The organism is Cohnella sp., from assembly GCF_041640265.1.
GTDB lineage: Bacteria > Bacillota > Bacilli > Paenibacillales > Paenibacillaceae > Cohnella.
Genome location: NZ_JBEQAP010000006.1, coordinates 133,882 through 154,462, shown reverse-complemented (window position 1 = coordinate 154,462; position 20,581 = coordinate 133,882). Strand labels below are relative to the sequence as shown.

Annotated in this window: 18 protein-coding genes; 13 read left to right on the top strand and 5 right to left on the bottom strand. The window is 47.7% G+C overall.

Going from position 1 to position 20,581, the window contains the following annotated elements:
• Positions 1 to 457 precede the first annotated feature (457 nt).
• From hisS to ACESLK_RS07210, 3 genes are read left to right on the top strand one after another with little or no spacing between them, the layout of a single operon-like run.
• Positions 458 to 1,741 carry a histidine--tRNA ligase gene (gene hisS / locus ACESLK_RS07220; protein WP_372663949.1) on the top strand — a complete coding sequence of 428 codons (1,284 nt, stop codon included), beginning with the start codon at positions 458 to 460 and terminating at the stop codon, positions 1,739 to 1,741.
• Positions 1,738 to 3,588 (top strand): aspartate--tRNA ligase, encoded by a 1,851-nt coding sequence (gene aspS, locus ACESLK_RS07215; RefSeq protein ID WP_372663947.1) that lies wholly within the window; start codon positions 1,738 to 1,740, stop codon positions 3,586 to 3,588. Before hisS ends, aspS begins: the two co-directional genes overlap by 4 nt.
• 21 nt (positions 3,589 to 3,609) lie before the next feature.
• Entirely contained in the window at positions 3,610 to 4,365 is a 756-nt protein-coding gene (locus ACESLK_RS07210) for a tRNA threonylcarbamoyladenosine dehydratase (RefSeq protein WP_372663945.1), read from the top strand.
• 114 nt (positions 4,366 to 4,479) lie between these two features.
• Here ACESLK_RS07210 and ACESLK_RS07205 read toward each other — a convergent pair whose 3' ends face one another.
• Positions 4,480 to 5,298 carry a UTP--glucose-1-phosphate uridylyltransferase gene (locus tag ACESLK_RS07205; protein ID WP_372663944.1) on the bottom strand — a complete coding sequence of 273 codons (819 nt, stop codon included), beginning with the start codon at positions 5,296 to 5,298 and terminating at the stop codon, positions 4,480 to 4,482.
• Between the two features lie 200 nt (positions 5,299 to 5,498).
• On the opposite strand from ACESLK_RS07205, the gene ACESLK_RS07200 reads away from it, so the two are divergent.
• From ACESLK_RS07200 to ACESLK_RS07180, 5 genes are read left to right on the top strand one after another with little or no spacing between them, the layout of a single operon-like run.
• The gene (locus tag ACESLK_RS07200) at positions 5,499 to 6,782 is read left to right on the top strand and encodes a UDP-glucose dehydrogenase family protein (protein ID WP_372663942.1); all 1,284 of its coding nucleotides are present in this window, start codon (positions 5,499 to 5,501) and stop codon (positions 6,780 to 6,782) included.
• A complete protein-coding gene (locus ACESLK_RS07195) occupies positions 6,779 to 7,735 on the top strand; it encodes an NAD-dependent epimerase/dehydratase family protein (RefSeq protein WP_372663940.1) in 957 nt (318 codons plus the stop codon). Before ACESLK_RS07200 ends, ACESLK_RS07195 begins: the two co-directional genes overlap by 4 nt.
• Entirely contained in the window at positions 7,732 to 8,901 is a 1,170-nt protein-coding gene (locus ACESLK_RS07190; protein ID WP_372663938.1) for a glycosyltransferase family 4 protein, read from the top strand. Before ACESLK_RS07195 ends, ACESLK_RS07190 begins: the two co-directional genes overlap by 4 nt.
• Positions 8,898 to 9,935: a CotS family spore coat protein gene (locus ACESLK_RS07185; RefSeq protein WP_372663936.1), complete on the top strand. Its 1,038-nt coding sequence runs from the start codon at positions 8,898 to 8,900 to the stop codon at positions 9,933 to 9,935. The genes ACESLK_RS07190 and ACESLK_RS07185 overlap by 4 nt, the downstream gene beginning before the upstream one ends.
• A complete protein-coding gene (locus ACESLK_RS07180; RefSeq protein ID WP_372663934.1) occupies positions 9,932 to 10,939 on the top strand; it encodes a CotS family spore coat protein in 1,008 nt (335 codons plus the stop codon). The genes ACESLK_RS07185 and ACESLK_RS07180 overlap by 4 nt, the downstream gene beginning before the upstream one ends.
• Positions 10,940 to 11,044: 105 nt before the next feature.
• On the opposite strand, the gene ACESLK_RS07175 is transcribed toward ACESLK_RS07180, so the two are convergent.
• Positions 11,045 to 11,701 carry a DUF2642 domain-containing protein gene (locus ACESLK_RS07175; RefSeq protein WP_372663932.1) on the bottom strand — a complete coding sequence of 219 codons (657 nt, stop codon included), beginning with the start codon at positions 11,699 to 11,701 and terminating at the stop codon, positions 11,045 to 11,047.
• Positions 11,702 to 11,756: 55 nt separating this feature from the next.
• Positions 11,757 to 12,452: a hypothetical protein gene (locus ACESLK_RS07170; protein ID WP_372663930.1), complete on the bottom strand. Its 696-nt coding sequence runs from the start codon at positions 12,450 to 12,452 to the stop codon at positions 11,757 to 11,759.
• 342 nt (positions 12,453 to 12,794) lie between these two features.
• On the opposite strand from ACESLK_RS07170, the gene ACESLK_RS07165 reads away from it, so the two are divergent.
• From ACESLK_RS07165 to ACESLK_RS07150, 4 genes are all read left to right on the top strand, one after another.
• Positions 12,795 to 13,133, top strand: coding sequence for a hypothetical protein (locus ACESLK_RS07165; protein WP_372663928.1), 339 nt, complete (start codon positions 12,795 to 12,797; stop codon positions 13,131 to 13,133).
• Between the two features lie 256 nt (positions 13,134 to 13,389).
• Positions 13,390 to 14,445, top strand: coding sequence for a CotH kinase family protein (locus tag ACESLK_RS07160; protein ID WP_372663926.1), 1,056 nt, complete (start codon positions 13,390 to 13,392; stop codon positions 14,443 to 14,445).
• 80 nt (positions 14,446 to 14,525) lie between these two features.
• Positions 14,526 to 15,857: a replication-associated recombination protein A gene (locus ACESLK_RS07155; protein ID WP_372663924.1), complete on the top strand. Its 1,332-nt coding sequence runs from the start codon at positions 14,526 to 14,528 to the stop codon at positions 15,855 to 15,857.
• A 271-nt stretch (positions 15,858 to 16,128) separates the two neighbouring features.
• Positions 16,129 to 17,469, top strand: coding sequence for a hemolysin family protein (locus tag ACESLK_RS07150; protein WP_372663923.1), 1,341 nt, complete (start codon positions 16,129 to 16,131; stop codon positions 17,467 to 17,469).
• A 76-nt stretch (positions 17,470 to 17,545) separates the two neighbouring features.
• On the opposite strand, the gene ACESLK_RS07145 is transcribed toward ACESLK_RS07150, so the two are convergent.
• Positions 17,546 to 18,706 carry an MFS transporter gene (locus ACESLK_RS07145; protein ID WP_372663921.1) on the bottom strand — a complete coding sequence of 387 codons (1,161 nt, stop codon included), beginning with the start codon at positions 18,704 to 18,706 and terminating at the stop codon, positions 17,546 to 17,548.
• A 37-nt stretch (positions 18,707 to 18,743) separates the two neighbouring features.
• Positions 18,744 to 20,042 carry a multi antimicrobial extrusion protein MatE gene (locus ACESLK_RS07140; protein WP_372663919.1) on the bottom strand — a complete coding sequence of 433 codons (1,299 nt, stop codon included), beginning with the start codon at positions 20,040 to 20,042 and terminating at the stop codon, positions 18,744 to 18,746.
• Positions 20,043 to 20,227: 185 nt separating this feature from the next.
• Here ACESLK_RS07140 and ACESLK_RS07135 point away from each other — a divergent pair, with 185 nt between their 5' ends.
• Complete coding sequence (locus ACESLK_RS07135; protein WP_372663917.1) at positions 20,228 to 20,572, top strand: hypothetical protein; 345 nt, start codon at positions 20,228 to 20,230, stop codon at positions 20,570 to 20,572.
• The last annotated feature ends 9 nt before the right edge of the window (positions 20,573 to 20,581 follow it).

Sequence of the window (20,581 nt, the reverse complement as noted above, 5' to 3'; positions counted from 1 at the left end):
GTAGTAGACCCCCTTTTTTCAATATATTTTTTCAATGAACCTGTCGAATAGTCGGCAGGTTATTTTCTTGACAGGATTCGGGCAACATATTAGAATAAGTAGCAATTGAGATTTGCCTTTGATTCTATGACAGGGAATAGTACTCCAACCCCACGCCCCCAGAGAGGAAAGCCATTCGGCTGCAAGCTTTCCGGTGATGATTGGACGAATGACATCCTCGAGAACCTGATGTGAACGGCGCCCGGAAGCGGGGAGCTTAATAGCGTTAAGGCGTAGCCGGGCGTTAACCGGATTAAGCGCAAGCTGTCTATCAGTTGTTCCAGTGGAACGGCGGGATGCAGTTTGAATGACGGGTGGCACCGCGGGAGCATACAGACAACGCTCTCGTCCCTGACGATCTTAGGATCGTTGTGGGACGGGAGCTTTTTTTTATGGCCTGAAAAAGGAGTGAAGAGAAATGGGTTTTCAGAAACCGAAGAGCACGCAGGATTTTTTGCCGGGTAACACAGAAAATTGGCAATTCGTAGAGGAAACAGCACGCGATCTGTGCCGTAGATTCCGTTTCCGTGAAATACGGACGCCAATCTTTGAGGCTACAGAGCTATTCAAGCGCGGTGTCGGAGAAACGACGGATATCGTGGAGAAAGAAATGTATACTTTCTTGGACCGCGGTAACCGGAGTATGACATTGCGTCCAGAAGGAACGGCGGGAGTTGTACGCGCCTATGTGGAGAACAAGCTTTATGGGGAGCCTGACATTTCGAAGCTATACTACATCGGTCCTATGTTCCGTTACGAGAGGGCGCAAGCAGGAAGATACCGCCAATTCCATCAATTTGGCGTAGAGGCAATAGGCTCCGCTGATCCCGCCTTGGACGCGGAGGTCATTGCGCTCGGTTTTGCTTTCTACCAAGAGCTTGGTTTGAATGGAGTAACTGTGGAGCTTAACTCTGTGGGGACGCCTGCAGTAAGAGCGGCATTCCGAGAGAAGCTGCTTGGATTCCTGGTGCCGATCAAGGATCAACTATGCAATGACTGTCAAGCGAGAATGGAACGCAATCCATTACGCGTACTCGACTGTAAGACAGATCAGGACAAATTTACGGACGCCCCGTCCATTCTGGATAGCCTGGACGAAGAGTGTAATGCCCACTTCACTACAGTCCGAGAGTGCTTAGAAGCAATGGGAATACCGTATACGATTAATCACCGGCTTGTGCGGGGACTGGATTACTATACACACACTGCTTTCGAATATAAAGCCCAAGGCATCGGTGCAATCGATACAATCGGGGGCGGTGGACGTTATAACGGTCTCGTCGCCGAAATTGGCGGTAACGATCAGCCGGGTGTTGGCTTTGGTCTTGGTTTAGAGAGAACCTTGCTTCTTCTTAAGCACCAAGAGGTTGAGCTTGACTTGGGCAAGAGGACCGACGTTTATCTCGTTACAATCGGAGATCGTGCGCAGAACGCCTCTGCTGCTCTGCTGCAGCAGCTGCGCCTTAACGGAGTGGCTGCGGAGCGCGACTATCTGGGTCGTAAGACAGGACTCCAGTTCAAAGCCGCCGATCGTATGGGAGCGCGCTTCGCGGCAATTCTCGGAGATGACGAGCTCGATCGAGGGGAGATTTCCTTAAAGCTGTTAGCGACAGGTGAACAGAAGACGGTAGCGATTAACAAATTATCTGAAGCGATTCACACATTCATTTCTACTGAGGAAAAGGGGAACAACAAATCATGATGCTCAAAAATATCGATTGTGGTAAACTGTCCAAGGAAAATGTCGGACAGACAGTGGTCCTAAATGGTTGGGTACAAGGCTGGCGTGACTTCGGGGGCATTCTGTTCATTGATTTGCGCGACCGCAGCGGAATTGTACAAGTGGTATTCAATCCTGAATTCTCCGGGCATGCCTTAGAAATAGGCAGCCGTGCGCGTAATGAATTCGTCTTAGCCGTAAAAGGTAAAATCGTAGAGCGCGATCCTGCAACTTTTAATCCAAACTTAGCAACTGGTCAGATTGAAGTACAGGTAGAAGAAGTGGAAATCATCAATTCGGCCAAAACACCTCCCTTTCCAATTGAAGATGGTGTAGAAGTAGATGAATCTCTTCGTCTGAAATATCGTTACCTCGATTTGCGCCGACCAGAAATGCAGAAGACGCTTCTGCTTCGCTCGAAAGCGACTAAGGTGTTCCGCGACTTCCTGGATGATCGTGGATTCATTGATGTAGAAACGCCGATTCTAACGAAGAGCACTCCGGAAGGCGCGCGTGATTACCTGGTGCCTAGCCGGGTTCATCCAGGAGAGTTCTTCGCCTTGCCTCAGTCTCCGCAATTGTTTAAGCAATTGCTTATGGTTGGCGGTATTGAACGTTACTATCAAGTTGCCCGATGCTTCCGGGATGAGGATCTGCGTGCAGATCGTCAGCCTGAATTTACGCAAATCGACATTGAGACTTCCTTCCTTTCCCAAGACCAGTTGCTTGCCATGATGGAGGAGCTCATGGCAAGACTGTTCCGTGAAACAGTCGGCGCCGAAATTCCTACTCCATTCCAACGTCTAACTTATCATGATGCGATTCATAAATATGGCTCCGATAAGCCGGATCTTCGTTTTGGACTAGAGATTGAGGATGTTACGGATATCGTAAGCAGCAGCGAGGTTAAGGTTTTTGCATCCGTAGCAGCTTCCGGCGGCGTTGTAAAAGCGCTTAACGCTAAGGGTTGTGCGAGCTGGAGCCGTAAGGAGCTTGATGACCTGCAGCCATTCGCAGCACGTTATGGCGGTAAAGGTATTGCATGGATTACGGTGAAGGACGGCGAATGGAAAGGTCCAATCGTGAAATTTTTCAAGCCGGAGGAAATCGCGGCTTTGACGGAGCGATTGAATGTGGAGGAAGGAGATCTGCTGACCTTCTCTGCTGACAAGCTAAAGACCGCTGCTGATGTTATGGGGAACTTGCGCTTGAAGGTAGGCAAAGAGCTTGGGCTAATCGACAACAAAGCGTTCAAATTTTTATGGGTCGTTGACTTCCCTCTGCTTGGATGGGATGAGGAAGGTAAGCGTTTCGTTGCGGAGCATCATCCATTCACCCGTCCAAGCGAAGAAGATCTTTCATTGTTCGATACGGATCCCGGCGCGATTCGCGCGCAAGCTTACGATATCGTATTGAACGGTTATGAAGTCGGAGGCGGCTCCATGCGTATCTATCGCCGTGATGTCCAAGAGAAGATGTTCCAAGCACTTGGATTCACTCCTGAGGAGGCCCAAGAAAAATTCGGCTTCTTCCTAGATGCGTTCGAATACGGTACGCCTCCGCATGGCGGAATTGCATTTGGACTAGATCGCCTAATCATGCTGTTAGCGGGTCGTACGAATCTACGCGAGACGATTGCATTCCCGAAAACCGCAAGCGCCACAGACCTGCTCTGCGATGCTCCTTCACTTGTCGCAGACCGTCAGCTTGACGATTTGCATATTCGTCTGTCGGCTAAAGCCATTGCGGCGCAAACAAAGAACACAGCAGCAGCTGCTGCTGAAGGTTCCGCTGAAGAAGCCGAGACTGCAGCTCATACCAAGGGTTAAACAAAGGAGCGAAGTGAACCGATGTTACATCAGTTCTCCAGGACAGAATTGGCGATCGGGCCGGAAGGGACGGAGCTGCTCAAGCGCAGCACCGTTGCCGTGCTCGGAATCGGCGGTGTAGGCGGTATAGCGGCTGAGGCATTGGCCCGCTCGGGTATCGGGAGAATTATATTGATTGATAAGGATGTCGTTGACATCACGAACATTAATCGCCAGATACACGCATTGACGACAACGGTCGGACAGCCCAAAGCGGATTTGATGAAGGATCGCATTAAGCTAATCAATCCTGATTGCGATGTAATTGCATTAAGGATGTTCTATACCGAAGAAACTTACGAAGAGCTGTTTCAATATCCGCTTGATTATGTCGTCGATGCCTCGGATACGATTATTTATAAGATCCATCTTATTAAGCAATGCCTTGAGCGTCAGATCCCCATTATCTCCAGCATGGGTGCGGCAAACAAGACGGATCCAACTCGCTTCCAGGTTGCGGATATTTCCAAGACGTCCGTCGATCCAATCGCTCGAGTCATCCGGAAGAAGCTGCGCCAGGAAGGGATCAAGAGAGGTGTAAAGGTCGTCTTCTCGACAGAATTGCCTATTAAGCCGAGAGAAGATGTTACGGAGCAAATTGTTCCGGATACCGCACCTAAAGATATTCGGAAAGCGCAGCAGCCGCCGGCAAGTAATGCTTTCGTTCCTCCAGTAGCTGGGTTGATCATGGTAAGCGTGGTTTTCAGGGAACTGTTGGAGAAGGTGGACAAAACTTAAGGATGAATCGTTAATATAGGATTAAACGTATACATGACCGTTTCCCCGAAATTCACGGAGGAACGGTCTTTTTATTTTTTCTGGAATGGACTGTAATTGCATATACGCTATTCACTATTTCGTATCCAACTGCTTTTGATACATCAGCCACTGCAACTCAATATACTCGTTCGTTTTGCTAATATCGTAGCACTGCTCCTTGATTTCCATGCCGTATATAGCCGCTGTCTGCAGCCAAGCGCGCAGAGCGTCCGTCAATTGAACTTCTCCTCCGTTTCCGGGCTTAGTGCTTTTGATATAGCTGAATATTTCAGGAGGAAGAATGTATCTGCCAAGAACGGCTAAGTCGGATGGGGGCTTGTCTACCGGTTTTTCGATTAATTCGGCAATCTGAACCAGACTAGGGGCGATCCACTCTCCTTGAACGACTCCATAATTGCGCAGCTGCGATTTATCCTCCAACCTCCGCAAGCCGATTACGGGACGCTTGTACACTTCATAAACGCGGATCATCCGGTTCAACGTTTCTACTCCATCGACCAACAGATCATCGGGCAATAGCAGCGCGAAGGGTTCATTTCCTACAAAGGGTTCGGCAAGCCGGACGGCCCCGCCGAGTCCCAGAGCTTCAGGTTGCCTAACATACTGTATATGCATATCGGGAAATGGAAAATGATTCATCAAATGGGGTTTTCCTTGCTTGCGAAGATGATGTTCGAGTTCTACTGATTTGTCGAAATAATCGATAATGGCGTTTTTCCCCCGGGAGACAATGATCAGAATCTCACGAATTCCTGCTCCTGCAGCTTCTTCGACGATATAATGCAGCGCTGGTTTGCCGCTGATTGGAAACATTTCTTTAGGAACTGATTTCGTCACCGGCAAATTACGCGTACCGTATCCGGCGGCTGGAATGACTGCCTTGCGAATCATCGATTTCCCCTCTTTTCTATTTACGTCGTATTAACATCATATTTTTTGAAACCCCGGATGCAACTTGTCCGCAAAAAAGAGGCTGTCCGAGAGAAGAAGGACAGGCGGAATAACCCTTTTATAAGGCGACAATAGGTTTCTGTACGTGGAGTGATCGTTGCCCCTTTCATAATTTGTTAGTTAAAGGCGGTGAAGAGAGTTTGAATATCGGAATCATCGGATTAGGTTATGTAGGATTAACTACAGCTGCCGTTCTCGCGGAATTAAATCACCATGTCATCTGTGTGGATAACGATTCAGGTAAGATCGGGCGGCTCAGACAAGGAATTGTACCGATCTATGAACCTGGATTGGAGGAATGTATCACAAGGCACTGCCAGGATGGCCGGCTTTTGTTCTCCGATAGGATGGAGGATGGCTTTGGGGGATGCCAGGTCATATTCATTACAGTTGGAACTCCGCCGTTGGACAACGGAAGTCCCGATTTGTCGGCACTTTCGGCCGTTATAATAGAGCTGGCTAATCGAATCCGTTCTTTTACGCTCATTGTTATTAAAAGCACCGTACCACCAGGAACATGCGAATGGGTTGCAAAAACTTTACTGGATATAGGGGTTGATCCCACTCAATACGATGTTGCTTCTAATCCGGAGTTTCTTCGCGAGGGTACGGCTCTTCATGACATGTTGCATCCGGACCGTATTGTTATAGGTGTCCGGACCGAACGTGCGGCTTCGCTGCTTAGAGAAGTTTATACCGGGATTGACACGATTTATACGGTAACGAGTCTATCAGCCTCAGAGATGATTAAATATGCGTCAAACGCCTTTCTGGCCGCAAAAATCTCGTTTGTGAACGAATTGTCGAGAGTGTGCGACGCACTGGGAGTAGATGTTGCCGAAGTATCTGCAGGGATGAGCCAGGATGTGCGCATCGGCCCGCATTTCCTGCAGGCGGGACTCGGTTACGGTGGATCGTGTTTTCCAAAAGACGTTGGAGCATTATATCACGCGGCAGTTTCCCGGGGAGTAGCCATGCCCATTCTGAGAGCCGTGAAAGAAATTAACGACACTCAGGTCGATTGGTGTATCGACAAGCTTTCGGAGTCGTTCGGTGACTTCGAGGAGCATCGCCAAGTCGCCGTCTGGGGGGCCACTTTCAAACCAGATACGGACGATATCCGGGAATCTAGAGCTGTTCTTCTTATGAAGAAGCTAACGGAATCCGGGTATCAAGTTCACGCATACGACCCGTTGGTAAAGCCGGAAGTTCCTCACGTTTGGTGGTTTAACGATATGTACGATGCACTCGTTCATTGTGATGCCCTCATTATTGCAACGGAATGGAGCTTGTTCCAAGACGTGGATTGGTCAGAGGTTACAAAGCGAATGAAAGGCAATCTGTTATTTGATGGGCGGAACTTCATCGATCGCAAGAAAGCGGAAGAAGCAGGATTACGTTATTTGGGCGTAGGTCGCCCATGAATATTCTCGTTACCGGAGCAGCAGGGTTCATTGGTTCCCATCTTTGTGAGAAACTGCTGCAAAATCCGGAGCATCGAATCATAGGTATTGACGGAATCATTCAACCCCGGTTAAGGACGATGAAAGAAAGAAACTTAGGGAATCTATTAAACAATCCTCGGTTTACTTTTATCGAGGGCAATATACTTCGAATTTCGTGGAAGAGCATACTGCCGGGGGTGGAAGCAATCTATCACCTAGCCGGTATGCCAGGTGTCCGTTCCAGCTGGGGAACAGATTTTAAGCTCTACGCCAACCATAATATTATAGCTACACAGCGTCTTCTTGAAGCGTGTATCCGGAAGCCGCCCGAACGAATCATTTTTGCATCGACTTCCTCCGTGTATGGTCATAAAACCGGCAGAGTGTCGGAAAACGATTCGCCTGAGCCGCTTTCTCCTTACGGTGTCACCAAATTGACGGGAGAGCATCTGTGCAGGGTGTACAGTGAGAACTTCGGCGTGCCTGTCGTCATTTTACGCTTTTTCACCGTATATGGTCCTCGGCAGCGCGAGGATATGGCATTTCATCGTTTTATTCGCCAAATGCTCCGTCATGAGCCTTTATTCGTCAATGGTGACGGGAACCAAACCCGCGACTTTACCTATGTGGAGGACTGTATTGATGGGACAGCTGCCGCGCTCCATGCCTCTGGAGTGATCGGTGAAATCATCAATATCGGCGGGAAAGAGAGAGCCTCCGTTCTGGAAGCCATTGCTATGCTTGAACAATTGTCTGGCAGCAGGGCAGACATTCGGCTTGGGGGCAAGACCCTTGGCGAACCGCCAAATACATGGGCAGATATATCCAAAGCCGAGAGGCTCCTCGGTTACTGTCCTAAAGTAGGGCTGTCGGAAGGACTGCAATTGGAATGGAATGATTTGTGTGATTTATACAAAGGAGGTTTGAGATGAAGATCGCACTAATCTGTACGGAAAAACTTCCAAGCCCGGCGATAAAGGGTGGGGCTATCCAAATCATGATCGACGGTGTGTCACCCTTGCTCGCCAAGGACAATGACGTGACCGTCTATTCGATCACCGATCCCGAGCTCCCGCAGCAGGAGAAACGCAATGGCGTGAAATATATCCGTTTTCCGACCAACACCTTTATTGGCAGCGTGGCCAGATCTCTCCCCAAGCATTCCTATGATGTCGTCCATGTATTTAACCGTCCCAAAAACGTTCCACGGTATAAAGCAGCCTCACCTCAAAGCAAATTCGTCGTCAGTTTGCACAATGATATGTTCAATAAATTAAAATTGAACGATGTGGAAGCAATGAATACGATTCGTTCAGTAGAGAAGATCATGACTGTCAGCGACTACATTGGGACGACCGTAACCGACCGCTTTCCATCGGCCAAAAGCAAGCTGCAGACCGTTTATTCGGGCTTCGATGCATCCCGGTATTTACCTGCTTGGTCATCCTCCGCAGCTCCGATCCGTTCGAGATTGCGTAAAAAATACGGTATTTCCGGTAAAAAGGTCATTTTGTTCGTTGGCCGGTTATCCGATAAAAAAGGACCTGACCTGCTCATCGGCGCGATGAAGGAAGTGCTGGCGAAACACAAGGATGCTGTGCTCGTCATTGTCGGCGGTAAATGGTTCAGCGATGATACCATTAACACCTATGTTCGAACTTTGCACGCGCTTGCCAAGCCCTACGGGAATAAAGTGGTTTTCACGAAATTTGTTCCGGCAAACCAAATTCCCGATTACTTTTTGATGGCGGACGTTTTTGTGTGCAGCTCCCAATGGCAGGAACCGCTGGCCCGGGTGCATTATGAAGCGATGGCGGCGGGTGTGCCGATTATCACCACAAAACGGGGGGGCAATCCTGAAGTCATCAAGCATGGGGTAAATGGGTTGGTCGCAGAAAACTATCAAAATCCGTCTACCTTCGCAAGCATGATTAATTACATGTTCTCCAATCCGGATGATGCCGAGCGCATGGCTCGTAACGGACGCCAGTTTGTGGAGAGCGACTTTACCTTCGATCATGTGGCGAACCGCTTGCTGCGCGTCTACAAAGAAGCTTACGGCATCGCTACGACTAATCGCAGGAGGGGAAGAAGATGACGCCGAATGCCGCCGAAATCTTAAAGCAGTATCCGCTAGCGGTGCGAAGTATTCGCCTGCTTTCCTGGAAAGGAAAAAAAGGAGCATGGGCAGTTCAAACCGACCGGGGAATGAAAGTATTAAAAAAATCCCCTGCATCCAAAACAAGACAAATGTTTTTGAATCAAGCAGTCCGTCACCTTCAGAGCAACGGTGCACCCATTCCTAATCTTGTTCAAACGCGGAGCGGTACGGATATCGCCGAATTCAAGGGAGAATGTTATGTCCTGTCCGATGCGGTGCAGGGCTCAGCACCGGAATACGATACTCCGGCGCAGCTTCAGCAAATCATGAAAACCCTTGGCCGTTTCCATCTGGCGTCTCGGGGATTTGCAGGTACAGGGCAAGTTGATGAACGGATGCATCTCGGTCACTGGGAAGACGGATATGTACAGCATCTGAATGATTTGGAGACGTTCAAGGAGCGGGCCAAGCGCGGCTCGTCATCCTTCTCCAAGCTTTATTTAAAGCATGCCGACGCTTTCATTCGGCACGGACAGGAAGCGCTGAGGTCGATACAGAGCGGTGCTTACAGTGAGTGGGTTCGTAAAGTGGAAAGGCAAAAAAATTTGTGCCACCAGGATTTCGCCGCTGGAAACCTGATTCGGACGTCAAAGGGAATGTACGTGATCGACATGGATTCGTTGACTTACGATTTGCCCGCTCGAGATCTTCGGAAAATATTCAACAAAGTGATGAAAAAGAAGGGCTGGAGTCTCGAGAGGTCCGTTGCCATGCTGAAAGCGTACCATTCGGTTCATCCGTTGTCCGCAGACGAATACAGCGTGGTAAAAGCCGATTTGCTGTTTCCCCATTTGTTTTACGGGATAAGCAGCAAGTATTACAAGCGGCGCACCGAAGCGGAGTGGGATATGGGCAAGACGGTGGAGAAGCTCGGAGCGATGATTCGTTCGGAATCGTCCAAAGTGAATGTTCTGAACCAATGGGACCTGGCAGTTCAAAGAGTAATGGCACAAAGGAGCGGAATGTCATGAGTGCGGTACTGATCCGATTGGCCGAACAGGTGCTTGCGGAATACGCGATCGGTCCGCGATCGGTCCGATTAGTTCAGGCAACCGAAATGAAAGCGATTTGGAAGGTGTCCGACGGAACTCGCGTTTACGGCTTGAAACGATTGAAGTATGGCAAAGAAAAGATGCTATTTGCCATTCAGGCCCAGAAGCATTTGCAGGATCAAGGCGGACCAGTGCCGCACCTTATTCGGACGAAACAAGGACAGCTCTACGCAGAGCGGGACGGCCAAATATTCATTTTGTACGCATGGGCGGAAGGAAGAGCTCCTTCTTTCTCAAACCCTACGGATTTGCAGAAATCAGTGCAGCTGCTCGCCCGTTTCCACAAAGCCTCCACGGGGTTCAGTCCGCCCATTCCGTGTTTGGAATCAACAAAGCTTGGCAAATGGCCGCTACAATATGAATCAATGAAGACGCATTTCCATGAATGGCAAACCTCAACAGCTTTTCCCGGACTATCCGCCTCCCTTAAATCGCATTGGAAAGACTTGATCCGGTTGGCCGAGAATGCCCAAGCTGCTTTAAGCCGCTCCGAATATGAAAACATGGTGCGCAATGGACCAAAAACACTTTGTCATCAGGATTACAGTGAGGGAAATGCGTTGCTGAATGGCAAAGGCGGGGTCGTTCTCGATATGGACAGCATAACCTATGATTTTCCGGCTAGAGACCTGCGCAAAGTCATTCTGAAAAGGATGAGTGAGAGAGGGAAATGGGACCCCACTCTCTTCAATAATATCCTTTCTTGGTACAAAGCGGTCAATCCGCTAAGCAGCGATCAGTTGCGGCTCGTATATATCGATTTGTCTTTCCCCCATCTGTTCCACGAGACAGCGAAAAATCCCTTTCGGAAAAATAGCTCTGTTTCTGCAGCCAAGCTTCTGGCAGCAATAAGGATCGAGAAAGAGAAGGAGGAGGCGCTTCAAATAGCGGTAAGAGCGAGGAGAAAGACAAAAGGACGCTAATCACCCTAGAACGAGAAAAAGAAAGGGGCTGATCCCTGAGTAGACTCGATATCCACTTTTGGGTCAGCCCCTTTCCTTATGCGGCGAAGGCAATACACACATTGTTTAAGGGAGATGTATCGTTTTGATATGATCCAAATGAATGAATGTGCTGACGCCATCCGCAGTGACCAGCTCAAGAAGGTTGTTGCGCACCGACTTGAGCAGACCGATTTTTTCGGGATGTTCTCCCAGATCCAGAATAACAAAATCTCCTTCGAACTTTCTCAATTGTTGATCGAATGTGCGGGCGAGCGAAGCGGTGGTTGGGTGTATAGGGAACTTCTCTTGCTCAAGTGCATACGGAGTCGTATGAGCATCGTAGGGCGCGAGTATCTTTAGATGGCGCATGGATACATACAGCGATCGGAACATGGGGGAGTAGAAAACGAAAAAGTCATTCATTATGCTCGTCACATAACCATGAACCGTTAGACTACCTGCAATGTACAGCTCTGAGAACATTCCTTTGGCATTTAACAATACTTTACGGTAAGAAATGTCTGCCGAAGGGTCTAGCGGCGGCTCGGGTGGAGAGCCGAAATTAGATTCTTTTGCGGGACAACGGGTAAGCTGCTGAATATGGACCAGTGGTACATACAAGAACTGAATACCGTTATGAAGCACAAGTATATCGGTGCCAAGGTCAATGAGCGTTCCTTTCGCAGAAAACCGAATGCCGGATAAGGTCAGGGAAACAGGTTGGTTCAAATAGATGTCCATGGGATCAGCGGAAGCACCTCCTTTGCTATTACGGCTTGAACGGTGGAGTTAAGGATTATTGGCGACGTCCTTTTCCGCCCTTTCCGCCGCCTGTTTGTTTACCGCCTGTTTGTCCGGCTCCAGTGCCCTTACCGTTACGTCCAGATTTGTTGCCGCCGGAGCTGCTTTTCTTGTCATTTTTGTCATTTTTGTCATTTTTGTCATTCTTGTCATTTTTGTCATTTTTGTCATTTTTGTTATTGTCCTTCTTGTTATTTGTTTTTTTGCCTGAAACACTTACGTTTTTGATATGAAAAATCGGGATTCGCACAAGCTCACGGTCTACGATCAAAAGCACGTTGTCTGAGGAAATTTCTGCAAGGAATCCGTCCAGTTTTTCCGGACCTCCGCGGTTGATTTGAATGTGTTTATGACGCAATTTAGTGAGTAGGGACTGGAAGCTGGATGCGGTAATGAAGATTGGTGAACGGCTTCTGCCGCGAGTACGATCCCCTGCGGAACGACCTCCTCCGGAACCGCTGCTGCGTCCAGTGGTAGTGCCTTCTGTAATGCTTTTAACATGAGTACCATTGACATAGACGATACCGTCATTCGTCAAAACGACGAGATAATCGCTGGGAATGGCTAGGAGTATACCTTCCACGCTGTCAGGACCGCCTCGATTGACGCGAACCTGACGTCCGATCAGATGATTTGCTTGCTGAGCATTGTTGTTTTGTTTTTGAATCGGGTTTTGGTAATTGAAAGACATGGTTCATTCTCCTTTCATAATGGGAAAAACGGATTTTGTTGATAGATTCGCAAATGAAAAATTTATCCAAACTTGAACTGAGGACAAGTGTCAGGTGGCTCAGATACGCATTTGTTCTGCTTTGGATTTGTCCCTCCTTTGCACTTGTGGGGGAAGTGAGTTTGTAGTTTATATCTATGTGTACTGGCAGAGAAGAGATACGGTTGGTTGTCCGAGTCTGTCAATAAATCCGCGAAAGAGAGGAGTAATAAGCCCTTTTTACACTTATTCTGCGCTTGTCTCTATCGGCGTCAGGCAACTCCTCATAGACTGAATGATCTTTCCTAAGGAGGTGTTGTTGAGTTGAATATAGAACTGCATGGTAAACGGCGTCGCAACTCAAAAAAGAAGAGCAGTGCAGGATCGGCGAAAGGAGCAACTGAAAAATCAGGGATTGAAGAGTTAGGTGCTCAGAACCCAGAGGCAAATAACGACAATCAAACTTGGGGTGTCTTTAACAACCGTACCGGAGGCCGTACGGCAGGCGCTGCTGCTGAAGGCGGATCGGGAAGTCGCACTGCAGGCGCTGCTGAAGGCGGATCGGGAGGTCGCACGGGAGGTCGCTCAGGAGGCCGCTCGAAAGGTCACGCGGGAGGTCGCTCGAAAGGTCGCTCGGGGGGTCATTCGAAAGGTCGCTCCTGATGCTGCTTCTGGATCATTTAGCTAAGTTCAGATGATACTGGAAATAGAGTTGAACAAGGCGCCGCAGGTGCCTTGTTTTTGCGTTATAACAGGAGCATCAGAAAATCGTCGCTGCTGTTTATTATTTCCTAGACGTTTGCCGTTTCCGCGAATGCCGGGGAGACATACGCTGATACACATCGAGAGAATTGCGGAGGCGGCGATTTGTGTGCTTTGCCGTATTTTCTTGTGCTTTCATCAGAAAGGCGGAGACGGCATGTCATTACCGGTTAGAACGTTGCGAATGAGTGAGTCGGCAAGCCGGGAAATGGAAAAAAACTTATGGAACGATCGCTATGTTCCCGGATGGATGAATACCAATGAACATACAGATGCCGTTTCAATCCGATATCGAGGCGGGCATACACGAGGATATCCCAAACGTTCGTATGAGGTCGTGAGAAAAGGTCAAGCGTTTCATTATAATGCGGAATTTGATGACCCCTCCATGATCCGCAACGCTCTGTCATTCGCCTTATTTCCTATGATAGGCGTACCTGCTCCTAGAACAAAACATGTACTGCTCTATCGTAACAATGAACCGCTGGGGCTTTATCTTGAAATTGAGGGCGTGGAAAGGTTATTTTTCCGCAGGAGGAACATCGGGGCATCATCGCTTTTTTATGCAGTTAACAATCGGGCTGATTTTAATATCTATGTACCGGAATCTAGTCGACTCAAGCCATCGCTATTGTCAGGTTATGAGTATCGTTTCGGGGCTGTCGGAGAAAAAACAAGATTAACCTCATTTATACGAGGGTTTCACCAACGGAAAGAAACGCAAGCGCGGACTTTTCTCCAGTCGCGGCTTGATGTAGACAATTATTTGCGTTGGCTGGCTGGTGCGGTTCTGACCGGAAACTATGACGGCTTTGAGCAAAATTATGCCATTTACAGGAGCCGCAAAACCGGCAGGTTCCGCATCATCCCATGGGATTACGAAGGGACCTGGGGACGCAACTGCTATGGCCGCTTGGTGGACAGCGACTTGGTTTCCATAACAGGGTACAATCATCTGACACGAAAGCTGCTGGATATGCAAATCTTCCGGAAGCAGTACAAAACCATTTTACAAAAAGCGTTAAACGGCCCTTTTACAGAAGGAAGGTTAATGCCGATTGTGGAACGGATGCTGAATCAGGTAGCTCCCTATATTCGTGAGGATGGAACCCGGAGGTGGTCTTATGGCGAGTTTCTCGGCGAAGCTAGCGTCATTCGCCGCTATATTCAGGAAAGAAGAGCTATATTAAATGCCGAGATTCAGCGTTTGTGAGAGAGAACGTAGGTTCTCATTCGCTTCCTGTGCAGCTCCCTTTCTGCTATGATGGGAAGAGATGAAAGGCGGGGAATGAGATGGATTTATTCAGCTATCGTACGGATTCAGAGCCGCAGGCAAGGCTGCTTGCTGATCGAATGCGGCCTGAATCGCTGGAGGACTATATCGGTCAGGAGCATCTCATCGGTCAGGGGAAGTTGCTTCGGCGGGCGATTGAAGGCGATGTGGTTTCATCTATTCTGTTATTCGGCCCCCCGGGCTGCGGGAAAACGACTTTGGCCCATATTATCTCGAAGCAAACAGAGGGTGACTTTGTTCGATTAAATGCGGTAGACGCATCGGTCAAAGACGTCCGCGAGGTGATCGGGCAGGCAGAGCGTAACAAAAGCATGTACGGACGAAAAACGATTTTATTTCTAGATGAGGTACATCGCTTTAACAGCGCCAGGCAAGATGCGCTTCTTCCTGCGGTAGAGCGGGGAATTATTATTTTCATCGGTGCTACGACTGAGAATCCGTTTCACTCTGTGAACGGGGCATTGCTGTCCAGATCCACCTTGTTCCGATTGCAGCCTTTGGCTAAAGAGCATTCTTTAATAGCCATGCGAAGAGCACTAAGCGACTCGAGTCGAGGTCTTGGATTCATGAAACTAAATGTTGATGAGGAAGCGTTGGAGCATATCGCCTCAATGGCAAACGGGGATATTCGCCGTGCTCTAACAGCCTTGGAGTTGGCTGCGGTTACGACACCTTCGGAGCTTGATGGCACGGTACATATAACGGTTGAGATTGCGGAGGAGTCCATTCGCCAGCCAACGGTGCTGGCGGACGAATCCACGCAGTACGATGTTTTATCTGCTTTCCACAAGAGTCTGAGAGGCTCCAGCGATGCTGCGCTATACTGGTTTCTCTATGCCGTAGAGAAGCTTGGAATGGATCCTATGGTGTTCTTAAGGCGCTTAACAATTGCCTGCAGTGAAGATATAGGACTGGCTAACCCGCAAGCGATGGTCCAGGCGGTAAGTGCAATGGAGGCCTATCATCGGATCGGATGGCCGGAATCCAAGTATATCGTATCGCAAGCGATTCTTTTTGCCGTTGAAAGTCCTAAATCCAATGCTATTGCCGTTACGATCGGTAAAATTATGGATTCGCTGGAGGAGATCAAATCCGCGGAGGTCCCACTTCACCTAAGAGATGGCCATTACAGCGGTGCTAAGAAGCTTGGACATGTCGGCTACCAATATCCGCACGATTATCCAGGACATTACGTGCAGCAGAATTATTTGCCGGACAAGCTGGCCTCTAAAGTATTCTATGAGGCAACGGAGCAAGGGATGGAGGATAAAATACGCCAAAATCAATTGAAGCGGCGGGGAAATAGGGAAAAAGGGCAATCTCCGAATTAAAAGTACCTAAACGAGCCTTAAATGACTGAAATCGGTGATATCGCGCCTTTTTGTTCGAAAAATCGGCATAGGAGGCAGGCTTATGCGAATAGAGATGGGTACTACGACGAATTACAGGGTGAATCGTAGTTTGACGGACTGAACCAAACAGACTAAGCTATAGTAAAGCAATCTATAGTAACTTTAGAATTTATACATTTATTCATTTGTTATTTTTTATAATATAAAGGAGGTGTACCTGTCCTCTCTAATTGGTGAGGATAGGGATTATTTGGACAGTGACCCCTTTCCGCTAACTGTGGACTTGGTCTTAATCTTTGCTTTGATTTTTCTGAATGGCTTTTTTGTCTCCGCACAGTTTGCTATGGTAAGAGTACGAGGTTCAAGAATTGACAGCTTGGTACAAGAAGGGCACAAGCGCGCAAAAGTCGCATCCCATCTGATGGAGCATCTGGACGCCTATTTGTCAGCATGTCAGCTTGGTATCACATTAGCATCCCTTGGTCTTGGCTGGATTGGCGAGCCGGCGATTGCTAGAATGCTTGAACCGATGTTCGTTTCGATGAACTGGAGCGACAATCTGATTCATCCATTATCATTCGTCATTGGATTTTCAGTAATTGCCATTCTCCATATCGTTATAGGAGAATTGGCTCCTAAATCAATCGCAATCCGCAAAGCTGAGATTGTTGCGATGTGGACCGCGAAGCCGCTCATTTTCTTCCGTAAAATGATGAGCCCGATTATTTGGTTCCTGAATGGCATCGCAAACTTATTGCTTAAGCCCTTTGGAATTGACACTTCTGAAGTATCCTCATCTGCCCATACGGAGGAAGAAATTCGTGTGTTGGTGAAGGAGAGTCATAAGAGCGGACTTATCGATAATACAGAATTAACGCTTATGGACAACATCTTCGAATTCGCCGAGACGAATGCAAGGGAAATTATGATTCCCCGAACGGAGATGAGCTGCTTATACGGCAATCTGTCGTTCGAGGAAAACAAAAGCATCGCATTACGCGAAATGCACACTAGGTATCCCGTATGCGAGAAAGACAAAGACAACATTATCGGATTTGTTCACATTAAGGACCTTTTGAAGGTTTCCGACAGCTCTATTCTTGACATTCGAGAAGTGATGCGCCCAATGACGACAGTACCGGAGAGTATGCCGATAAGTACGTTATTGAAGCTTATGCAGAAGAGAAAGTCGCAAATTGCGATCCTAATAGACGAATATGGCGGAACTTCAGGTTTGGTCACGCTGGAAGATATTATGGAAGAAATTGTTGGGGAGATTCAAGACGAGTTTGATGAAGAACGTCCGGATGTAGAGAAACATGATGAGAATACCTATTCGATTAATGGCATGATGCTCATTGAAGCGGTGAATAGCTTCTTCGGTCTTGAGATCTCAACGGATGATTATGATACGATAGGCGGCTGGATTCATTCTCAGATTGAGAACCCGCCAATGAAGGACCAGTTTGTACAATCGGAGCAAGGCTACCGCTTCACGATTGAAGAAACCGATCAAAGACGAATCTCACGGGTAATGGTTACCCGGACAGACGACGAAACGATTTGGGAGCCTCAAGCGGAAACGGGCTAAAATATAAATGGCTGCAAAGGGATTCCTTTGCAGCCATTTTTGTTCCCTAATACGAAAGTGTCAGAAGGTTTATTCATTAAGGACTAGTCCTGCGGAAATGGACAAATAAGAAGCCGAGGGCACCAACTAAAGCAAACGCCGCACCGGTACGGAAAACAACAGCAAGGCCAAGAGCGTCATACAGCCAGCCACCGAGAGTTCCAGCTATCAAGCCCGCTATACCAGACCACACAACAGCGAAGACCGCTAGTCCGGATGAACGGTACTCATCGGGGATTAAGGATTGCAGAGTGCGTAATGCGGTAATATAGAAGATGGCGAAAGTAATACTGTGCATCGTTTGCAAGGCAACCATCATCCAGGGCTCGGTTGCCATGCTAAGAAGTCCCAACCGAATGACATATGTAAAGCTGGCGACAGCGAGCAAGGGCAGCTCGCGAAACCGGTGACCGTACTTGGCAAGGAGGAAGAACATCGGAATTTCACTTGTGGCAGAAGCAAGTGAAGCGTAACCGATAACTGAATCGTCAGCGCCGATTTCCCTCATAGCTATAGACAGGAAGCCTTCATTCATCCGATGAGCTACTGAAACAGTCATAATTAACAAGAAGAAAGCGACGGTTTCCTGTTTGCGAAGAAGAATCCATAATCCGCTAAATTCAAATTTTTTCAAAGTTGCTTGAAAATCACTGACGAAGAAGGAGAAGATTAACGAAATTCCGATTGCTCCCAGAGTAAGCGCTATGGTCAGGTCTGACCCGTAAACCTTCAGTAAATATCCGAAAATAACGGCGCAAAGCGCATATCCGAGCGAGCCAAACATACGGATAGCCGGAAAGCTGCGCTTCATTTGATCGGCCGCAAGCAGTGATACGCTGTCTAACATAGAGTTGATTGGAGTTTGGAATAAATAAAATAAGGCCATAATGCCAGCCATGATGCCGAATTCCTTCTGGGGTAACAGTAAAGCGAGCGCCAAAATCTGAACGATAAAGAGCAAGCTGAGTATCCGGCGCAAGCTCTTGGTCCTATCGCTTAAGACTCCTACCGCTAGATTAGAAACGATTGACAAGAATGGGCCTACGGAGTAGATCGCTCCGATTTGCAGCTTCGTAAAGCCGAGGCTTTCGAAATATAAAGGAAAGTAGGAAATCAGCAGCACCATTGTTGCATAATTAACGAACTGCATTGTTCGTAATACAAATAGCTGTCCTTTTAATGAGTGGGTATCTTTCATTTGGATAATCTCCTGTTCGTTAAGCAATGCTAGTCTGTTAATGGTCCGTTCGGTGACCTCGCCTGAACAGCCATATTAAGAAAAATAATTCTACGAATAATCCTCCGGATTGTGCTAAGGAGCCTAACACACCGCTCCAGCTCGGTAACAGTAGAGTGAGCAGGACGATAATGATGCCTGTAACGACAGCGTTGCAAATCTGAGAGCGGAACATCAGTTTTGTCTCTCCGTGAGCCATGATGATACCATTTAAGGTGTCTAGCCAAGGAAATATAAGCACAAATGGGAAAAAACCTCTCAGCGCATGAATACAAGCCTCAAGTAATTCTCCCTTCACCCCTAGCACATGTGAGAACATCCAAGCCCCAATTGGTGTGAAAGCTAATAATATCATGAGAAAAGGAGGGATGAATCCAAGCATCAATGTAAACTTACGAACAAGTGCCGGGTGTGACTTCACGAATAGCAAAGCAATTTGATGGAAATAGGTAAAGAATCCAAGGATTAAATTCATAAGGCTGCCGGCTACCGCGAACGACGCTACGGCGAGTGTCCCTCTTTCTGTTGTCCCCAATAGGGCGTTCATGATAGGGAGTATCCATACTACAATTAGAGAGGAATAGAGTAACGGATTATAAAAAGCCATTACTTGCTTCGGTTTTGTGATTTCACATTCATTAGCCTTCTCCGGCATTTTCTTTAGCAGCTTTGAGGATTCTATCCAACTTACCGTTGCTTCTATTACCATCCCGAAGACGAAAATAATTGATCCTTGCAGGGCACTCGTAACTCCGACATGTAAGAAGTATTGCGAGAGCACGAACATCGCAGATAAACGGAAAACCATCGCTATGGTCAGCCATCGCGTTTTCATTTGGTAGATGATAACACCTTGGTAAAGACAACGAATGCCAGAAAAAACAGACAAAAACATCAACGCATAATAAACCTGTATAGCTTCCCTTTCTACGGTCGGATCGGCACCGTAAGCACCGCCGAATATCCAATGTCCAACCGGTGTGTAGGCAATAAGCCCTCCGAATGCAAGAGATGCACCGAAGACATAGACAGCCACACGGCGAACGGCACGGAAGGAAGTGCGGTCTCTTACCAAAGCAGAGCAGGTTAGTCGAAGGAGAATCGCAGGCTTCTCTGTTACAATGAGCAAACTCATAGCAAGCGCGTAACCTGCGAGAATGATTTCGGGGTTGCTGGACCGTGCTAAGGTTCCATTAATAATGACATGTGACAAATTAATTAATAGGACGGAAATGCCCATTGGGATAAAAAACATGAAAAGCCGTCTCAGTGTGACCGGCTCATTAGATGTCGTCATGAGAAAGCTCCTTTAATACGGAATAACCAGCCCGCTCGATCTAAGATAGGTTGTATTATATCAGATTTTCGACGAACTTTACGGATGAATATATTACATTTAAGCTGGATTTCATAAGTGTGAAATGATAAATTAAAGAATATTGCTTATGGTGATGCTCTAGCAAGAAGATTGGATGGAGAATCATGCGCGTTGATATGGGGTGGCTTGAACGCCAATTCGAATATAGCGAAAGGCACGGAATATTGATCCCTAGTTTGACAAATGATTGGGATGAGCTGAACTTAGATCATCAAACCGCTGTATTGGCCAAGTGGGAAATGATTCGAGGTAACATTCCTGAGCATGTCATGCGTTTCGAGGCGGCAATCAGAATTAAAACTCAGCTGCTGTTCAACGAAGATGATTTCTTGGAATCATGTCGGATAAATGATGATATTGCTGATTTGGCTAGTCGAATCAACGATCTCCATATTTGGTTCCGTACCCAGCAAGATTTAGACAGGGATACGAAACAGCATAGCGGTTAGAGGAAAGCG